This is a genomic window from Hylemonella sp. P2_B10 (assembly GCF_056404875.1).
In genome coordinates this window covers 681,862-700,130 of record NZ_JBFUDE010000004.1, presented here as the reverse complement: position 1 = coordinate 700,130, position 18,269 = coordinate 681,862, and the positions used below count along the sequence as shown (strand labels likewise).

General features: G+C 67.9%; 11 protein-coding genes. All 11 read left to right on the top strand.

Features of this window, described 5'->3' with window-relative positions:
• The first annotated feature begins 34 nt into the window (after positions 1-34).
• The 11 genes from tssH to tssM all read left to right on the top strand — a co-directional run bounded on the left by tssH (position 35) and on the right by tssM (position 18,217).
• Positions 35-2,761 carry a type VI secretion system ATPase TssH gene (gene tssH / locus AC1DX2_RS21030; protein ID WP_477198350.1) on the top strand — a complete coding sequence of 909 codons (2,727 nt, stop codon included), beginning with the start codon at positions 35-37 and terminating at the stop codon, positions 2,759-2,761.
• A 27-nt stretch (positions 2,762-2,788) separates the two neighbouring features.
• Positions 2,789-4,132: a class I SAM-dependent DNA methyltransferase gene (locus AC1DX2_RS21025; protein ID WP_477198349.1), complete on the top strand. Its 1,344-nt coding sequence runs from the start codon at positions 2,789-2,791 to the stop codon at positions 4,130-4,132.
• Positions 4,133-4,190: 58 nt separating this feature from the next.
• Complete coding sequence (locus tag AC1DX2_RS21020) at positions 4,191-6,179, top strand: type VI secretion system Vgr family protein (RefSeq protein ID WP_477198348.1); 1,989 nt, start codon at positions 4,191-4,193, stop codon at positions 6,177-6,179.
• An 86-nt stretch (positions 6,180-6,265) separates the two neighbouring features.
• Positions 6,266-7,984, top strand: coding sequence for a hypothetical protein (locus tag AC1DX2_RS21015; RefSeq protein WP_477198347.1), 1,719 nt, complete (start codon positions 6,266-6,268; stop codon positions 7,982-7,984).
• The gene (locus AC1DX2_RS21010; protein ID WP_477198346.1) at positions 7,984-8,784 is read left to right on the top strand and encodes a hypothetical protein; all 801 of its coding nucleotides are present in this window, start codon (positions 7,984-7,986) and stop codon (positions 8,782-8,784) included. Before AC1DX2_RS21015 ends, AC1DX2_RS21010 begins: the two co-directional genes overlap by 1 nt.
• A gap of 41 nt (positions 8,785-8,825) precedes the next feature.
• Positions 8,826-10,646, top strand: coding sequence for a type VI secretion system-associated FHA domain protein TagH (gene tagH, locus AC1DX2_RS21005; protein WP_477198345.1), 1,821 nt, complete (start codon positions 8,826-8,828; stop codon positions 10,644-10,646).
• Positions 10,647-10,657: 11 nt separating this feature from the next.
• Positions 10,658-11,422: a PP2C family protein-serine/threonine phosphatase gene (locus AC1DX2_RS21000; protein WP_477198344.1), complete on the top strand. Its 765-nt coding sequence runs from the start codon at positions 10,658-10,660 to the stop codon at positions 11,420-11,422.
• A gap of 2 nt (positions 11,423-11,424) precedes the next feature.
• Entirely contained in the window at positions 11,425-11,811 is a 387-nt protein-coding gene (locus tag AC1DX2_RS20995) for a DUF4280 domain-containing protein (protein WP_477198343.1), read from the top strand.
• 79 nt (positions 11,812-11,890) lie between these two features.
• Entirely contained in the window at positions 11,891-13,228 is a 1,338-nt protein-coding gene (tssK, locus tag AC1DX2_RS20990; RefSeq protein ID WP_477198342.1) for a type VI secretion system baseplate subunit TssK, read from the top strand.
• Positions 13,229-13,266: 38 nt separating this feature from the next.
• Complete coding sequence (gene tssL, locus AC1DX2_RS20985) at positions 13,267-14,640, top strand: type VI secretion system protein TssL, long form (RefSeq protein WP_477198341.1); 1,374 nt, start codon at positions 13,267-13,269, stop codon at positions 14,638-14,640.
• A 64-nt stretch (positions 14,641-14,704) separates the two neighbouring features.
• Positions 14,705-18,217, top strand: coding sequence for a type VI secretion system membrane subunit TssM (tssM, locus tag AC1DX2_RS20980; protein WP_477198340.1), 3,513 nt, complete (start codon positions 14,705-14,707; stop codon positions 18,215-18,217).
• Positions 18,218-18,269 lie beyond the last annotated feature (52 nt).

The following is an 18,269-nucleotide window of genomic DNA, read 5'->3' as shown; positions in this document are numbered from 1 at the left end:
GCAGAACGACAAGACATTGAAAGGAAGATAGACCATGGCTGAAATCAATCGCGTCGCCGTCTTTGGCAAGCTCAACAACCTGGCGTACAAGGCAGTCGAGGGCGCCACGGTGTTCTGCAAGCTGCGTGGCAACCCCTATGTGGAGCTGGAGCACTGGGTGGCGCAGATCATCCAGAACCAGGATTCCGACTGGCACCACATCATCCAGCACTACGGGCTGGACAACTCCGCGCTGGCCAAGGACATCACCGCTGCGCTGGACCGGCTGCCGCGCGGCGCCACGTCCATCTCCGACATCTCCGACAACATCACCAATGCGGTGGAGCGCGGCTGGGTCTACGGCTCGCTGATGTACGGCGACAGCGCGGTGCGCACCGGCTATGTGCTGCTGGGCATGCTGAAGACCAGCTTCCTGCGCAATGCGCTGATGGCCATCTCGCGCCAGTTCGAAAAGGTCAAGCCCGACGACCTGAGCGACAACATGGCCAAGATCGTCACCGGCTCGCCGGAAGACGGCCAGGGCGCCAGCGACGGCTCCGGTGCCGGCGCGCCGGGCGAGGCCAGCGGCGCCATTGCCCCGGCGGCCATGGGCAAGCAGGAGGCTCTGAAGAAATTCACCACCAACCTGACCGAACAGGCCGCCAGCGGCAAGATGGACCCCATCGTCGGCCGCGACGACGAAATCCGCCAGGTGATCGACATCCTGATGCGCCGCCGGCAGAACAACCCCATCCTGGTGGGTGAAGCCGGTGTGGGCAAGACGGCGGTGGTGGAAGGCTTTGCCCAGCGCATCGCGCGTGGCGACGTACCACCAGCTCTGAAGGACGTGCAATTGCTGGTGCTGGATGTGGGCCTGCTGCAGGCCGGCGCCAGCATGAAGGGTGAATTCGAGCAGCGCCTGCGCTCGGTGATTGAGGAGGTGCAGGCCAGCCCCAAACCCATCATCCTGTTCATTGATGAGACCCACACCCTGGTGGGTGCCGGTGGTGCCGCCGGTACCGGCGACGCCGCCAACCTGCTGAAGCCCGCCTTGGCGCGCGGCACGCTGCGCACTGTGGGCGCCACCACCTTTGCCGAGTACAAGAAGCACATCGAGAAAGACCCGGCGCTGACCCGGCGCTTCCAGACCGTGCAGGTGGACGAGCCCAGCGAAGAGCGCGCCATTTTGATGATGCGCGGCGTCGCCTCGACGATGGAAAAACACCACCAGGTGCAGATCCTGGACGAGGCGCTGGAAGCCGCCGTCAAGCTGTCGCACCGCTACATCCCGGCGCGCCAGTTGCCCGACAAGTCGGTCAGCCTGATCGACACCGCCTGCGCCCGCGTGGCGGTCAGCCTGCACGCCACGCCGCCCGAGGTGGACGATTGCCGCAAGCGCATCGACTCGCTGGTGGTGGAGCAGGGCATCATCGCGCGCGAAAACGCCATCGGCATGGACACTGCCAAGCGCAGTGCCGACGTGGAAGAAAAACTGACCGAAGAGCGTGCACGCCTGGTGACGCTGGAGGCGCGCTGGAACGAGGAAAAGGTGCTGGTGGACGAGCTGCTGGCCCTGCGCGCCAAGCTGCGCGCCGGCATACGCCCGGTGGAGGGCACGGCCAGCAAGCTGGAAGCTGCCGCTGCCGAGGTGGAACCCGCTGCCGCAGTGGACGACGCGCCGGTGGAGGCCGAGCGCCTGGAGCAATTGAAGCAGTTGAAGGTGGTGCAGGACAAGTTGGCCGCCCTGCAAGGCGAATCACCGCTGATCCTGCCGACGGTGGACTACCAGGCGGTCGCCGCCGTGGTGGGCGACTGGACCGGCATCCCGGTGGGCCGCATGGCGCGCAACGAGATGGAGACCATCCTGAAGGTGGGCTCGCTGCTGGCCCAGCGCGTGATCGGCCAGGACCACGCGATGGAGATGATCGCCAAGCGCATCCAGACCTCGCGCGCCGGGCTGGACAACCCCAACAAGCCGATCGGCGTGTTCATGCTGGCCGGCACCTCGGGCGTTGGCAAGACCGAAACCGCGCTGGCGCTGGCCGAGGCGCTGTACGGCGGTGAGCAGAACCTGATCACCATCAACATGAGCGAGTACCAGGAGGCGCACACCGTCTCCACGCTGAAAGGCGCGCCCCCCGGCTATGTGGGCTATGGCGAGGGCGGCGTGATGACCGAGGCGGTGCGCCGCAAACCGTATTCGGTGGTGCTGCTGGACGAGGTGGAAAAAGCCCACCCGGACGTGCACGAGATGTTCTTCCAGGTGTTCGACAAGGGGTTCATGGAAGACGGCGAAGGCCGCTTCATCGACTTCAAGAACACGCTGATCCTGCTGACGACCAATGCCGGCACCGACCTGATCGCCAGCATGTGCAAGGACCCGGACCTGATGCCCGAGCCAGAAGGCATGGCCAAGGCGCTGCGCGAGCCGCTGCTGAAGATCTTCCCGCCGGCGTTGCTGGGCCGGTTGGTGACCATCCCCTACTACCCGCTGTCCGACGATATGCTGGGCAAGATCGTGCGCCTGCAATTGAACCGCATCAAGAAGCGCATCGAGGCGCGCTACAAGATCCCGTTCAACTACAGCGACGACGTCATCAAGCTGGTGGTGTCGCGCTGCACCGAAAGCGAGTCCGGCGGCCGCATGATCGATGCCATTCTGACCAACACCATGCTGCCCGACCTGAGCCGCGAGTTCCTGACGCGAATGATGGACGGCCGTACCATTGCCGGTGTCAACGTCGGCACCAATGCGGAAGGCTTCACCTATGAATTCCTTTAAGCTGGGGCAACCCGCCTGAGGGCTGACATGGCCAGTTCCTGGGAATCCACCGCGCCCATGGGCCTGCCGGCCTCGGACGACGTCGAGATGACGCCGCATGAGTTGTTGTTGCTGGCCATTCGCATGCACCGCGACAACCGGCTGGATATGGCGGAGAAGTGCTACCGCAGCCTGCTGCAACTGGAGCCCGAGAACGCCAACGCGCGGCACTACCTGGGCGTGTTGCTGCACCAGCGCGGCCAGCAGGGACCGGCGCTGGAGCTGATACAGGCCTCCATCGCGCACGATCCCGGCGTTGCGCCCTGGCACAACAACCTGGGCAATGTGCTGCTGGACGCGAACCGCTTCGACGAAGCCGCCCAGGCCTATCACCGTTGCGCCGAGCTGGACCCAGACAACCTGGAAGTGCTGAACAACCTGGGTGTGCTGTACCGCAACCTGGGCCAGCTGGACAAGGCCGAGGAGGCCCTGCGTCGTGCGCTGGTCCGTTCACCGGAGTTTGTCAGCGCGCACAACAACCTGGCCACGCTGTGCATCGCCACCCAGCGCATGACGGAGGCGTTTTCGCATTTTGCCAATGCGCTGGCGCTGAAGCCCCTCGACCCGCACACACGCCGTCTGCTGGCCATCGCCTACGGCAAGGCCGGTCGCCTGGACGACGGCCGCCAGGCCTGTCTGGAATGGCTGCAGCTGGAGCCCGACAATCCGCAGGCGCAGCACCTGTACGCCGCGTTCGGCGGCGTGGCCACGCCGGAGCGGGCGTCCGACCAGTACGTGGTGGCCGAGTTCGATGGCTTTGCCGCCAGCTTTGACGCCAAGCTGGCCTCACTGAACTACCAGGCACCCCAGCGGGTGGGCGAGGCGGTGGCGCGCTTGCTGGGTCAGCCGCAGGCCAACCGCAGCGTGCTGGATGCCGGCTGCGGCACCGGCCTGTGCGCGCCGCTGCTGCGGCCGTTCGCGCGCCGGCTGGCCGGTGTGGACCTGTCGGCCAATATGCTGGCGATGGCGCGCCAGCGCGGCCTGTACGACGAGCTGGCCGAGGCCGAGTTGGTGGCTTACCTGCTGGCCAACCCGCAGTCCTTTGACCTCGTGGCGTCAGCCGACACCTTGTGCTACTTCGGCCGGCTGGACGGGGCATTTGCCGCCGTGCGCCAGGCGCTGCGCGCCGGTGGCCACTGGGTGTTCACGGTGGAGGCCAACCCGGGTGGCGAGCCCTACCGCCTGGAGACGCACGGCCGCTTCAGCCACGCACGCGCTTACCTGGAGCAGGCGTTGGCGCGTGCCGGCTTTGCCCACATCGACCTGCGCGACGTGGTGCTGCGCATGGAAAGCGCTGAGCCGGTGGCTGGCTGGCTGGTGGCGGCCTGGTGAGGCTGCGATACTGCGCTCAGTTGAAGGATGCCAAGGATGAACTCAAAGGGCCCATGCAATGGCTGAAAACTCCACGGTGATGACGCTGACGACGACCGGCAACACCGGCCTGAAGTTCAAGCGCATGGCCGCCACCGAGGCGTTGGGCCAACTGTTCGAGTTCGACGTGCAGGCGTTGGCCGCCAGCGAGGCCATCCAGTCCGAGGACCTGCTGGGAAAACCCGCCAGCGTGACGGTGGAGCTGGCCGACGGCAAACCGCGCCACTTCCACGGCCTGGTGTGCGCCATGGGCATCGAAGGCGCGGTGCGCAAGCAGTTCGGCTACCGCCTGGTGCTGCGGCCCTGGCTGTGGCTGCTGACCCGGCGCAGCGACACCCGCATCTTCCAGGCCATGAGCATGGAAGACATTTTGAAGAAGGTGTTCGCGCCCTTCAGCGCCGACTATGAGTTCCAGATCAGCGGCACGTTGCCGCAATACGAGTACTGCGTGCAGTACCGCGAGAGCGATTTCAACTTCGTCAGCCGGCTGATGGAGCAGGAGGGGGTGTACTACTACTTCAAGCATGAAGCGGGCAAGCACACCATGGTGATCGTCAACGCGCCCAGCGCGCACACCGCCAACCCGCTGCAGGCCAGTTTCGAATACCGCGAGTCGGCCGACGGCCAGCTTGACGTCGAGCCCATCACCCAATGGCGCACACGCAAGGAAATCCAGTCCGGCCAGGTGGTGCTGCGCGACTACGACTTCGTCCAGCCCAGCACCTCGCTGGAGACCACCGCCAAGGCCACCCGCAGCACCGCCTCCACCAAGCTGGAGGTTTATGACTACCCCGGCACCTACCCCACCAAGGCGGCCGGCGACCGCTATTCCAAGCTGCGTGTCGAAGAGCTGCAGGCCCAGTACGCGCGGGCCGATGGCTCGGGTTCCATGCGCGCCATGGCCTGTGGCTACCGCTTCACCTTGGCCAGCCACCCGCGCGCCGACCAGAACCAGGCGCACATCGCACTGGCCACCCGCATTGAATGCGCCTACAGCGGCTACGAATCGGGCGAGGACCTGACCTTCTTCACCTGCCACTTTACCGCCATGCCGGCCAGCGAGACGTATCGCCCGCCGCGCGCCACGCCCAAGCCCCAGGTGGCGGGACTGCACACCGCCGTGGTGGTGGGGCCGTCGGGCGAGGAGATCCACACCGACCAGCATGGCCGCGTCAAGGTGCAGTTCCATTGGGACCGCTTGGGCCAGAAGGACGACAAGAGTTCCTGCTGGGTGCGTGTCTCCAGCCCCTGGGCCGGCCAGGGCTGGGGCGCCATCTCGCTGCCGCGCATTGGCCAGGAGGTGGTGGTTGATTTTCTGGCCGGCGACCCGGACCGCCCGCTGATCACCGGGCGCGTCTACAACGGCGAGCAGACGCCACCCTATGCGCTGCCGGGCAATGCCACGGTCAGCACACTGCGCAGCCGCTCCAGCAAGGGCGGCGGCGCCGCCAATTTCAACGAGCTGCGCTTCGAGGACAAGAAGGGTTCCGAATACGTCTGGTTGCAAGCCGAGAAGGACTTCCATCAGCTGGTGAAGAACGACGCCACACTGGAGGTGCGCGGCAAGCAGGAGCGCCTGGTGACCAAGACGTTGACCGAAAAGGTGGACGGTGACGTCAAGATGAAGGTGGGCGGCGCGTTTGACCACGAGGTCACCGGCGCGGCCAGCCTGAAGGCCACCGGCGACATCGTCAACGAATCCTCGGTGTCGATCTCGCACAAGGCCGGCACGCAGATGGACGTCAAGCTGGGCACTAACCTGGGTGTGGACGCCGGCGTCAACGTGCACATCAAGGGCGGCGTCAACGTGGTGGTGGAGGCCGGGGTGATGATGACGCTGAAGGCCGGCAGCTCCTCGGTGGTGCTGGGCCCCAGCGGCGTGATGATCACCGGCACCATGGTGATGATCAATTCCGGCGGAGGTGGCGGCTCCGGCAGCGGTGCCAGCCCCAAGGCGGGAAAAAGCGTGACGCCGCCGGAGAAGAAGGACGACCCCCTTGCGTCCTGATGCATTTCACAGCGGGGCGCTGGCATGCGTCGCCGGGCCGTTCCCAAGACGCTCGCACCGCAGTCTGAAAGACGGAGGGTAGCCCAGTGAGCGCGGCGCCGCCCGACACCGGCATCGACACGCTGACGCAGGCGTGGCGCGGCATCCTGGCTGCGCACTGGCCGGATCTGTTCGCGCGCTTGCAAGGGCGTGCTGCCGACTACCTGGACGCCGCCCGCCGCAAGGCTTCTGTGCACCAGTTGGTGCAGGACGCCGCCGTGGCGCGCTACGTCAACCTGTGCTGCGTACTGGGCCCCAACTTCGAAGACAAGCCCGACAACGAATGGGCGTTGGCGGTGCTGGTGGACGAGCGGCTGGACGAATGGGTGAAGCTGCACCAGCTGGTGGTGCGCTGCGCCACCACCCTGGGGCGCCGTGCCGACGATGGCCGGCAGGTGGCGGCCGAGTTCTTGCGCGCCGACGCCGCGCTGCTGGACTGGCACGATGCCAAGGCCCGCGAGGCCGATGTCGATGCGGTGCCGCTGGCGCGCCTGGCCTGTGACCTGGAGGCGGTGGACATACGCCTGCTGGAAATCGACTGGCGGCGCGAATACCAGCAGCAAGACGACATCTGGCAGTTGTTGCCGCACCAACCTGCGCTGGCCTCGGTGCGGGTGGGACCGGGGCGGCCGGCGCCACCGCAGATCACCGTGCTGACGCATGCGTCCAAAATGGGTGGCCAGGCCCGGCTGCAGGTGCGCCTGCTGTCGCATGCGCGTTGCGACCAGGACCGCCACCCACTGGTCAGCTACGCCGGTGCACACGGCTTGTCGCAGTGGCGCGGCCACCTGGCGCAGGCGGTCAGTTGGCAGGTGCCGGCGCTGCCGCCCACGCCAGCGGCCAGTGGCATGGGTGCGCCGCTGCTGGAGGAGCCCGTGCCCGACACCGCGCTGCTGCGCGGCGCCAGCTGCGGCCTGCGCGACGATGGCGTGCCCACCGGCCCACTGCAGACGCATGTGTTTGCTTATCCGGCTGACCAATACCTGTGGTCCTTGCAGCGCGAAGCCGGCGACGAGCAGCGCTGGCCACGCCCGGTGGGCGCCGAGGCGCCATCGGCCTTCGCCTTGGGTGCCACCCGCTGCCGGCTGGAACGCGACGGCACGCCACTGGCGTCCACCGGCTGGGCCCAGGGTGTACAGGAAGGCTTGCACCAGGCGCTGAACAACGGCTTGGATGGGCTGTTCAGCCATTGGCAAACCGCCACCCAGAACGCCAGCATGCGCTCCGCCAGTTCCCTGATGACCGGCCAGGCCACGCTGGCCTGGGGCTGGCGCGAAGGCGAGCAGGGGCTGTCCGGCCCGCCCTTCCTGCGCGTGGCCGGCGGCCTGGACCTGCTGCACAAGATCGACCTGGAACTGGTGGGTGACATCGAATTGGGCGTCACCCGCACCCGCCTGCGCCTGATGGCGCGCGGTGAGGCACCGATGCGCCACGACCTGGCGCGCGAGGCGGCCCAACCTGGGATGTTTGAGCTGTTGCTGGGGTTGACCTGCCGCTGGCAGTTCAAGTTCCAGGTCGAATTTGACCCGCTGGCTGTGGAAGACGCCGCCCTGTGGTGTGAGGCCGGCCCCTGTACCGGCGCCTTGACCGGCGAAGTGGGCCTGCGCCCGCGTCTGGCGGGCAGTGGCGGCTGGCAATGGTACGCGCGTCTGGCCACCGAGCCGGTGTCGCTGCCGCTGGTGGTGCATGACCCGGTGCTGGGCCGCACACGCAAGACCTTGTTCCTGCTGCCCGCCGTCAGCTTGCTTGACTGGAGCCTGGGCTGATGGACCGCGTGCTGATGCTGCGTCTGCAGGCCCAGGGCTGCGCCGCCGAGGTGCTGCTCAACGATGTGCCGGTGGGTCGCCTGGGCAGTGCCGGCGGCACGCTGTGTCTGCCAGTGCACGAGTACTTGCTGGCCGGCGACAACGAGGTCACGCTGGTGATTGACCCGCCGCCGGCTGATTCGGGCCGCCCCATCACCACCCCCAAGGTGGCGGACGGGCTGGTGGGCGTCAGCCTGCGGCTGCTGCTTCCGCGCATGGGCCAGCTGGGCAGCGAGTTGCAGGCGCGCACGCTGGCCGAGCTGGATTGGGCGGTGGCCGATGGTGACGTCTACCAGGTGCCGCATGCGGTGTCCATCGTGGCGCAATTGCCGCTGAAGTTTCCGCGCTGGCGCTGGCTGGACGCGCCACCGGTGCCCAGCGTGGACGCGGTGAAACCCCTGGCGGTGCAGTTCGTGCAGGACATCGCGGTCGGGCTGGCGCGTGGTGATGTGGACATCTTCGTCGCCGCCAGCCGCCTGCGACTGGAGGAGTTGGCGCTGGCCTACCAGCAGCCGCTGGACGAGCTGACCACCCGGCTGCGCTCGCGCCTGCAACTGCTGCATGCCACCAAGGCGCTGAAGATGCTGATTCCTGAGGCCGACGCGCTGCGCTTTCGCCCCTGCGCCAACGACCGGCTGCTGGAGTGCCTGGTGGCCGGCGGTGAGCCGGCGCTGCGCACCGCAGCGGCGCCGGACGGCAGCAGCAACGCCTGGCCGGTGCGCATCGCCGTGGTCAACGGACAATGCCACATTCTGCGGTGAAGCGCTGATAATCCGACTCACATGGACACACAGAGAAATTCATGATCGTCCTGAGCGTCATCAGCTACAACGGCGCGGCCGTCAACAATATTCCACCGGTCAGTTTTGACGAACTGGGCGGCACCATTGGCCGCGCCGACACCAACCAGCTGGTGCTGCCCGACGCCGAGCGCACCATTTCCCGCGTGCACGCGCAGCTGGTGTTCCGCGCCGGCCACTATGCGCTGGTGGACCGCGGCAGCAACGCCGTGCTGCACAACGGCCAACCCATAGGCAACGGCCGCGAGGTGCTGCTGGTGGTGGGTGACGACATCCAGATCGGTGGCTACCTGATCAGCGTCTCCAACGGCGCCGCGCCCAAGGCCAACGACCCGTTTGCCGATTTCGATGGCGATGCCGGTGTGGTGGGTGGTCGCGCGCCTCCGGCGCCGTCCGCACAGCCACCTGTGCGCGCCGCCAAAGGCGATATCACTGCCTCTCCGGCACAGCGACCCGCGCCGCCCCCACCGTCGCCGCCACGGGCTGCACCTGTACCGGCACCGCGTGCGGCACCGCCGGTGGCGAGCGCACCGGCCGCACGCCCTCAAGCTGCCGGCATCCCGGACGACTGGGATCCGTTCCGCCCCGATCCCCCGGCGCCGGCCGCCAACCTGGGTGCCAGTGCGCCCCGGCCACCCGCGGGGCGCCACCCCAACCCGCTGATGGACGACTTGCCGGTGGCACAGCCGTCCAGCGAGCAGTCGCTGGATGCGTTGTTTGGCCTGTCCGGTGGCGCGCCCTCGGGTGATCCGCTGGCCGGCTCTTCCCTGCTGGGCGAGCACCAGGTTGCGCAACCCAACACCGCCGCCAGCGGTGACCCCATGCAGGCCTTACTGCAAAGTGCGAAGCCGGGCGGCGCCAGTGACCACGACCATGCGTCAGACATGCAGGCACCCTGGCACCAAGGGCGCGCCGTGCCCGCGCATGCGCCGATTCCAGCGCCGCCACCGTTCAATCCGACTGCAACCACACCACTGTCCGGGGCCGTGCTGTCCTGGGACCAGCCGGCCCAGGTCGCGCCAGCGGCGAAGCCCGCGCCGCAGATGCTGATACCGGAGTCGGCCACCATCATTGCCCGGCCGCCCGGGCGCGCGCCGGTACCTGCACCGCCACCCACGCCGGTGGCGGCCCAACCCGTGGCGCCAGCCGCACCACAGCCGCCTGCCGTGCCGGCTCCGGCGCCGCGCGCCGCGCCGGACCTGACCACGCCGGTGCCGGCGCCGTTTTCGGCCAGCGCCGATTCGCAACAACTGATGCTGGCTTTCCTGCAAGGGCTGGGGGCGTCCGAGTTGCGCATGGCGCCGCTGACGCCCGAAGCCATGCGCCAATTGGGCGAGCTGGTGCGCGAAGCCGCCAAGGGCACTGTGGAATTGCTGGCCGCGCGCACCGCGCTGAAGAAAGAGGTGCGTGCCGAGGTCACGGTGATGGTGCCCAACCGCAACAACGCACTGAAATTTTCACCCACGGTGGAGTTCGCACTGCAGTACCTGCTGGGCCCGCCCACCGCCGGCTTCATGGGCCCGGTGGATTCCATGCGCGACGCCTATGACAGCCTGCGCGCCCACCAACTCGGTGTGATGGCCGGCATGCGCGGCGCGCTGGCCGAGGCGGTCAAGCGTTTCGACCCGGCCCAGTTGGAGAAGAAACTGGGCGCGGGTGCTGGTGGCGGCCTGCTGCCGTCCAGTCGCAAGGCCAAGCTGTGGGAGCTGTTCCAGGAGCAGTTCGGCCAGCTGTCGCACGAGGTGGAGGAAGACTTTGACGAACTGTTCGGCAAGGCCTTCGAGCGCTATGTGGCGGAACTGAACGCCAGCAAGAAGAACTAGGCGGCACGTTCATGCTCAGCTACACCATCGCCATCAAGTCCGACCCCGGCGGGCGCAAGTACAACGAAGACGCCTGCGGCCACTGGGCCTCCGAGCGCCACCTGTGCTGCGTGCTGGCCGACGGCGCCGGCGGCCATGGCGGCGGCGACATCGCCTCGCGGCTGGCCGTCACCGCCATGCTGGGGGGCTTTGCACAGACACCCACCACCAACGGCACCGAACTGATGGCGCTGCTGCGCCAGACCAACCAGGCGGTGCTGGATGGGCGCGAGCCCACCGGCCCGCGCCGCGACATGCACACCACCATCGTGGGCCTGGGCCTGGACGTGGTGACGGGCCGCGCCGATTGGGCCCACTGCGGCGATTCGCGGCTGTACTGGTTCCGTGGCGGGCGCATGCTGGAGCACACGCTGGACCACAGCTTCGTACAGTCGCTGGTGGCGGCCGGCGTGATCCGCGAGGACGAGGTGCGCAGCCACCCCAACCGCAGCGTGCTGTGCTCGGCGCTGGGCCGCGAAATGGACGAACTGGATGCCAGCGCCACCGACAGTTCGCGCCAGTTGGCTGGCGGCGACGTGCTGCTGCTGTGCTCGGACGGCGTGTGGGAATACCTGCCCGACGGCGTGCTGATGGATTCGCTGCGTGGCCAGCCCACCCCCGAGTCCTGGCTGGCCGAGCTCGAGCGCCTGATACGCCAGGCCACCCAGGGCCTGCCCAGCCATGACAATTTCACCGCCTTGGCCGTGTGGCTGCAAGGCGCCCCGGAAGGAGGTTGACCATGCCGATGCAGACCTGCATGGGCGCCATGATGAAGTGCAGCTTCGGCGTGGCCCCCAGCACCCTGATGCCTACGCCCAAGACGGTGATCACCAACAACATGATGGCGGCCAACATCATGGACCACATCCCCATCATGAACATCCCGCCGTTCGGCATGTGCAACTCGCCCAGCAACCCCATGGTGGCCGCCGCCACCGCCGCCGCCCTGGGCGTGCTGACGCCCATGCCCTGCATACCCAACACGCCGGCGCCCTGGGTCCCCGGCGCGCCCACGGTGATGCTGTGCAACGCGCCGGCGCTGGACAACGTGTCCATGCTGACCTGCATCTGGGGCGGCGTGATCCAGTTCACGAATGCGGGGCAGACCAACCACATGATCCCATGAGGGCCTGTTTCAATCCATGCAGGTATCATCAGTGGCTCCTACCCAGGGCCCAGATGGTTGACGACCCCATTTCGAGACTATGACCTGGCACAACAAAGTCATGTGGACGGAGGGCATGTTCCTCCAGCCGCAGCATTTCCAGCAGCAAGACCGTTTCGTGACGCGCTCGCTGGACGCGCGCCTGCGCCAGTCCGTGGCCTATCCCTGGGGCTTCTATTCACTGGGCATTGACGAGGCCGCGCTGCACCAGGGCAAGTTGGCGCTGACGCATGCCAGCGGCGTGCTGCCTGACGGCACCCCGTTCTCGCTGCCCGGCGACGACCCGGCGCCGCCGGCACTGGACATTCCCGCCGACGTGCGCGATGAGCGCGTGGTGCTGGCGGTGGCGCTGATCCGTCCCGGCGTGGCCGAAAGCGACGTGGAAGACACCTCGGCGGCCATGCCGGCGCGCTACCACGCCGCCGACGTCGACGTGGCCGACAGCCATGCGGCCAACCTGCGCCAGGCACCGTTGCAGGTGGGCCGGCTGAACCTGCGCCTGTTGCTGGAACGCGACGCCAACGAAGGCTATGCGCACCTGGGTGTGGCCCGCGTCATCGAGCGCCGTGCCGACGGCCGGCTGCTGCTGGACACCCAGCACCTGCCGCCGATGCTGCATGTGGTGGACAACGCGCTGGCCGACGGCTTCCTGCGCGAGGTCATCGGCCTGTTGCACCAGCGCGGCGAGTCGCTGGCCGGGCGGCTGGCCCAGCCGGGCCGCGCCGGCGTGGGCGAGATCGCCGATTTCCTGCTGCTGCAGGTCTGCAACCGCTTTGAGCCGCAACTGGTGCACATGCGCGCCAACCCGGTCTTCCACGCCGAGCAGATGTACGCCACGCTGCTGGGCCTGGCCGGTGAGCTGGCCACCTTCCGCGACAGCAAGCGCCCGGCCGAGTTGCCGGCCTACAACCACGACGACCCGGCACCCTGCCTGGCCGCGCTGATGAACGACCTGCGCCAGTCGCTGTCCATGGTGCGCGAGCAGTCGGCCATCCCGATAGAGCTGCAGGAGCGCAAGTACGGCATTCGCGTGGCCATCATTGCCGACCTGGAGCTGCAGCGCAGCGCCCAGTTCGTGCTGGCGGTCAATGCGCAGATCGGCAGCGAACAGTTGCGCGCGCGCTTTCCTACCCAGGTCAAGATCGGTCCGGCCGAGCGCATCCGCGACCTGGTGAACCTGCAGTTGCCCGGCGTCACGCTGCGGGCGCTGCCGGTGGCGCCGCGCCAGATTCCTTTTCACGCCGGCTTTTGCTATTTCGAGCTGGAGACGCGCGGCAACGAGATGTGGCGTGAGCTGGAGAACTCCGGCGGTCTGGCCATGCACATTGCCGGCGAATTCCCCGGGTTGGAGCTGGAGTTCTGGGCCATCAGGCCGTAGCCCGGTTGTGATAGTGTGCGTGTGAAAGCGGCAGCCCCATGAGCGAATACGACCCGTTTTCCGATTTCGAGCAGGACCGCACCGTCATTAAGCCCTCGGCGGGCCGTGGCGTGCGCGCGCCTGCGCCGGGTGCCGTGCCCACACCCCCGGCAGGTGCGCCGCTGCAGGCACCGCCCGGCGGCGCCCCGGCCGCGCCATCCGTGGCCGGTGGCGCTCCCGCCATGGAGGCGGTGGGCCTGCCCGAGGTGCCCGGCAGCGCGGGCCTGAGCCCGCTGCTGCAACTGGCCGCGCCGCTGCTGGTGACCGGTTCGCGCATCCGCGTGATGCCGCAGCATGCCAACCCTGCGGCGCTGCGCGCCGCGCTGGTGGAGGCGGTGCGCAAGTTCGAGGCCGCGGCGCGCGCCCAGGGCCTGCCCAACGAACAGGTGGTGGCCGGCCGCTACCTGCTGTGCACCTTCATCGACGAATGCGCGTCCAGCACGCCCTGGGGCGGCTCGGGTGCCTGGTCGTCGCAAAGCCTGCTGGTGCTGTTCCACAACGAATCCTGGGGTGGCGAAAAGTTGTTCCAGCTGTTGGGCAAGCTGGCCGAGAACGTCACCGCCAACCGGGGCCTGCTGGAACTGATCTACGTCATCCTGGCGCTGGGCTTCGAGGGCCGCTACCGGGTGGTGCAGGGCGGCCGTGCCCAGCTGGACGGCGTGCGCGAGAAGCTGGCGCTCATGCTGCGCGAGCAAAGCGGCAGCGCCTTGCAAGAGCTGTCGCCGCGCTGGGCCGGCGTGGCCGACGGCCGGCGCCTGCGCGACGGCATTCCCATCTGGCTGGTGGCCACGCTGTCCGCGCTGGTGCTGGCGCTGCTGTTCGTGGCCTTGCGCCTGCTGATTGCCGGCAACACCGACGCCGTGTTCACCAGTTTGCAGGCGCTGGACGTCAAGCCCGCCGCCATGCCGCCACCCCCGCCGCCACCTGCGCCCGCGCCACAGCCGCGCCTGTCGGGCTTCCTGAAGCCCGAGATCGATGCCGGCCAGGTGGAGGTGCGCGACCTGGTAGACCGCTCCATCATCATCATCCGGGGTGACGGCTTCTTCAACGCCGGCAGCGCCGAGGTCGCCGCCAAGGTGCTGCCGCTGCTCAACCGCATTGGCGACGAGCTGGCCAAGCTGCCGGGCAAGGTGCTGGTGACCGGCCACACCGACAACCAGCCGATACGCTCGTTGCGTTTCCCGTCCAACTGGCATTTGTCGCAGGAGCGCGCGCAGTCTGTGAAAGACATTCTGGGCACCAAGATCAAGCCCGAGCGCATACGCTCCGAGGGCCTGGCCGACACCCAGCCAGTGGGTGACAACGCCACGCCGCAGGGGCGGTCCCAAAACCGGCGCGTGGAAATCACGCTGACGCTGGCGCAGCCGCAGTGAGCGAGGCGCACAACATGACGCGGACAACACAGGCAGCGCGGATAACTCAAATGAGGGTGGGCCGATGAAGCGGTTCTGGAGTTGGTTGCTCAGTCCGGTGGTGCTCAGCGTGCTGGGCATGGGGGTCCTGACCGCGCTGATCTGGTGGGTGGGGCCCTTGCTGGCCTTTGGCAGCTGGCGGCCGATGGACGGCTGGCTGGCGCGCACCCTGTGGATCGTGGTGCTGTGGCTGTTGCTGGTGGCCGTGCTGGCCTGGCGCGCCTGGCGGCGCAAGCGCGCCAACGCCGCGTTGTTGCGCGGCATGTCGGCTGGCGCCGCCGCCACCGACCGCGAGGGCCAGTTGCTGGACCAGCGCTTCCGCGAGGCCATGGACAAGCTGAAGAAGGCCGGGCGCAAGTCCTGGTTGAGCAGCACGGGATCGCTGTATGACTTGCCCTGGTATGTGTTCGTCGGTGCGCCCGGCTCGGGCAAGACCACGGCGCTGCAGAACGCCGGCCTGCAGTTCCTGTTGACCGACAGCACGGGCAACAGCCCGGTCAAGGGCATAGGCGGCACACGCAATTGCGACTGGTGGTTCACCAGCGAGGCGGTGCTGGTGGACACGGCCGGCCGCTACACCACGCAGGAGTCCGATGCGGTGGTGGACGCCAAGGCCTGGGACAACTTCCTGGCGCTGCTGCGCCAGGGCCGGCCGCGCCGTCCCATCAACGGTGTGCTGCTGACCATCAACATCCAGGACCTGCTGCAACAGAACGTCACCGAGCGCAAGGAGCACGCCACCAAGCTGCGCGAGCGCCTGCACGAGCTGCAGACCAAGCTGGGGGTGCGCGCGCCGGTGTATGTGCTGATCACCAAGACCGATCTGGTGGCCGGCTTCAACGAAACCTTTGACGCCTTCTCCAAGGAGCAGCGCGACCAGGTCTGGGGTTTCACCTTCGCGCCCGACGCCGGTGGCGCGCAGCTGATGGCCTCGTTCGACGCCGACTTCATCGCGCTGGAGCAGCGCCTGAACAGCGGCCTGTTCGAGCGCCTGCAGGCCGAGCGCGACGGCGCCAAGCGCGCCGCCATGTTCGCCTTCCCGATGGAGCTGGCCAGCCTGCGGCCGGTGCTGGGGGACTTTTTGAGCATGGTGTTTGCCAGCGGCGGCAGCCTGCAGGAGGACGCCCGCCTGCGCGGTGTCTACTTCACCAGCGGCACGCAAGAGGGCACGCCGATAGACCGGGTGATGGGCGCGCTGTCGCGCTCCTTCGGCCTGGCCGGGCGGGCCACGGCCGCCAGCGGCCAGCGGGGCAAAAGCTTTTTCCTGCGCCAGCTGCTGCAGGACCTGATCTTCAAAGAGCAGCACCTGGTGGCCTTCAACCCGGTGGCCGAGCGCCGCCGCACGGTGCTGCGCAGCACCGGCTTTGCGGTGGTGGCGTTGCTGTCGCTGGGCTTGGTGGTGGGCTGGGCCATCAGCTACATGCGCAACACCGCCTATGCCCAGCAGGTGGCGGCCAAGGTGCCGGAATTGAAGCCGCTGGTGGAAAGCCTGCCAGCCGCGCAGTCGGGTGATGTGTCGCCGCTGCCGCCCGCGCTGATGGCGGTGCACCAGGCGGCGCAGTCGCCGGACTTCGCCATCGACAACCCGCCTTTGTTGAATACGCTGGGCCTGTACCAGGGTGACAAGCTGGACGCCGCAGCGCAGATCGCGTACCACAAGCTGTTGCAGCACGCGCTGCTGCCGCGCCTGGCGCGCCGGCTGGAAGAGCGCTTGCGCGCCACCAACAAGAACAACCTGGAGCAGGCTTACGAGGCGCTCAAGGGCTACCTGATGCTGTACACGCCCGACAAATTCGACCCCGAGTCGCTGAAGGCCTGGGTGTCGGTGGACTGGGACGTCAACTACGCGCGCAGCATGAGCCCGGAACAGCGCAAGGCGCTGGACGCGCACCTGGACGCGTTGCTGGCGCTGGGCGCGCCCAGCAGCGTGGCGCCGATGGACAAGGCGCTGGTGGATGCCACCCGCGACATGCTCACCGTGTACCCGCTGGAATACCGCATCTACAGCCGCCTGAAGCGCAGTTACCGGGGTGACCTGCCCGAGTTCTCGGTGGCGCGCGCCGGTGGGCCGAACGCCGCCCAGGTGTTCGAGCGCGCCAGTGGCGAGCCGCTGACCAAGGGCATCTCGGGCTTCTACTCCAAAGACGGCTATCAGAAGACCTTCCAGGGCTCGCTGCAGCCCGTGGCCCTGAAGCTGGGCGCCGAGGAAAGCTGGGTGCTGGGCGTGCCGGCCAAGACCTTGTCCGTCAAGGACGTGGCGGGCAACGAGGTGACCGACAAGGTGCGTCGCCTGTACCTGGAAGACTATGTGAAGACCTGGGACGCCTACCTGGCCGATGTGCGGTTGATCAAGCTGTCCGGCGTGGCCGCCAGCATGAACGCCGCGCGCGTGCTGGCCGCGGTGGATTCGCCACTGGCCGCCTACCTGCGCGGTGTCGCGCGTGAAACCACGCTGGTGCCGCCCGCCGGCCAGGCCAGCCAGAGCGTGGTCGGCAAGCTGGCCGAGCAGGCCAACAAGGCCAAGGACGACCTGGCCAAGCTGGCCGGCGCTCAGCCCACACCCGATGCCGCCAGCGGGCCCATAGAGCGCATCGTCGACGACCACTTCGCCGCCATGAACCGGCAGGTGCAAGGCAGCCCGGCGCCGATTGACGACACGCTGAAACTGTTCGGCGAGGTCTATGCGCAACTGCAGGCGGTGGACGCGGCGCAAAAGAGCAAGGCCCCGCCCCCGCCCCCGGGCGGCGCCGACAAGGTGAAGGCCGCCGCTGGCACGCAGCCCGAACCGATACGCAGCATGCTGGGCGCACTGGCCGATGCCAGCGCCAAAGGCGGCCGCGAGGGCGAGCGCGAGGTGCTGACCAGCGAGTTAAAGCCCATCTTCGACTTCTGCAGCCGCGCCATCACCAACCGTTACCCGTTCGCCTCCGGCTCGCAGGCCGATGTGTTGCCGGACGATTTCGGTCAGCTGTTTGGCGTCGGCGGCATGCTGGATGACTTCTACCAGCGCCGCCTGGTCAACCTGGTGGACACCGGCAGCACGCCGTGGAAGTACAAGCCGCTGGGCGACGGCACCAAGCCGGCCACACCGGCCGCGCTGGTGGAGTTCCAGCGCGCGGCGCGCATCAAGGAAGGCTTCTTCCGTGGCGGCAGCAAGCAGCCCAGCTTCAAGCTGGAAATGCGCGCGGTGGAATGGGACCCGGCGCTGAAGGAGCTGACGCTGGACATCGACGGCCAGCCGATGAAGTTCACCGCGGGCAACACCAACTCGGTGGTGATCAACTGGCCCAGCCAGAAGGTCAGCTCGCAAGTCCGCTTGAGCGGACCTGGTGTCACGCCGCTGGGCTTCGAGGGGCCCTGGGCGCTGTTCCGCATGTTCGACCGCTTTGACGTGCAGCCCTCGCCGCAGCCAGAAAAATTCAGCATGCAGGCCGTGCTGGACGGCAAAAAGGTGCGCTTCGAGGTCATCGCCAACAGCGTGATCAACCCGTTCCGCATGCGCGAGATCCAGCAGTTCCGCTGCCCGGGGGCGCTGTGAGCACCGCAGGGCCGTCCCAAGGTGCGAAGGCCCCCTGGGGGGGCAGAGAGCC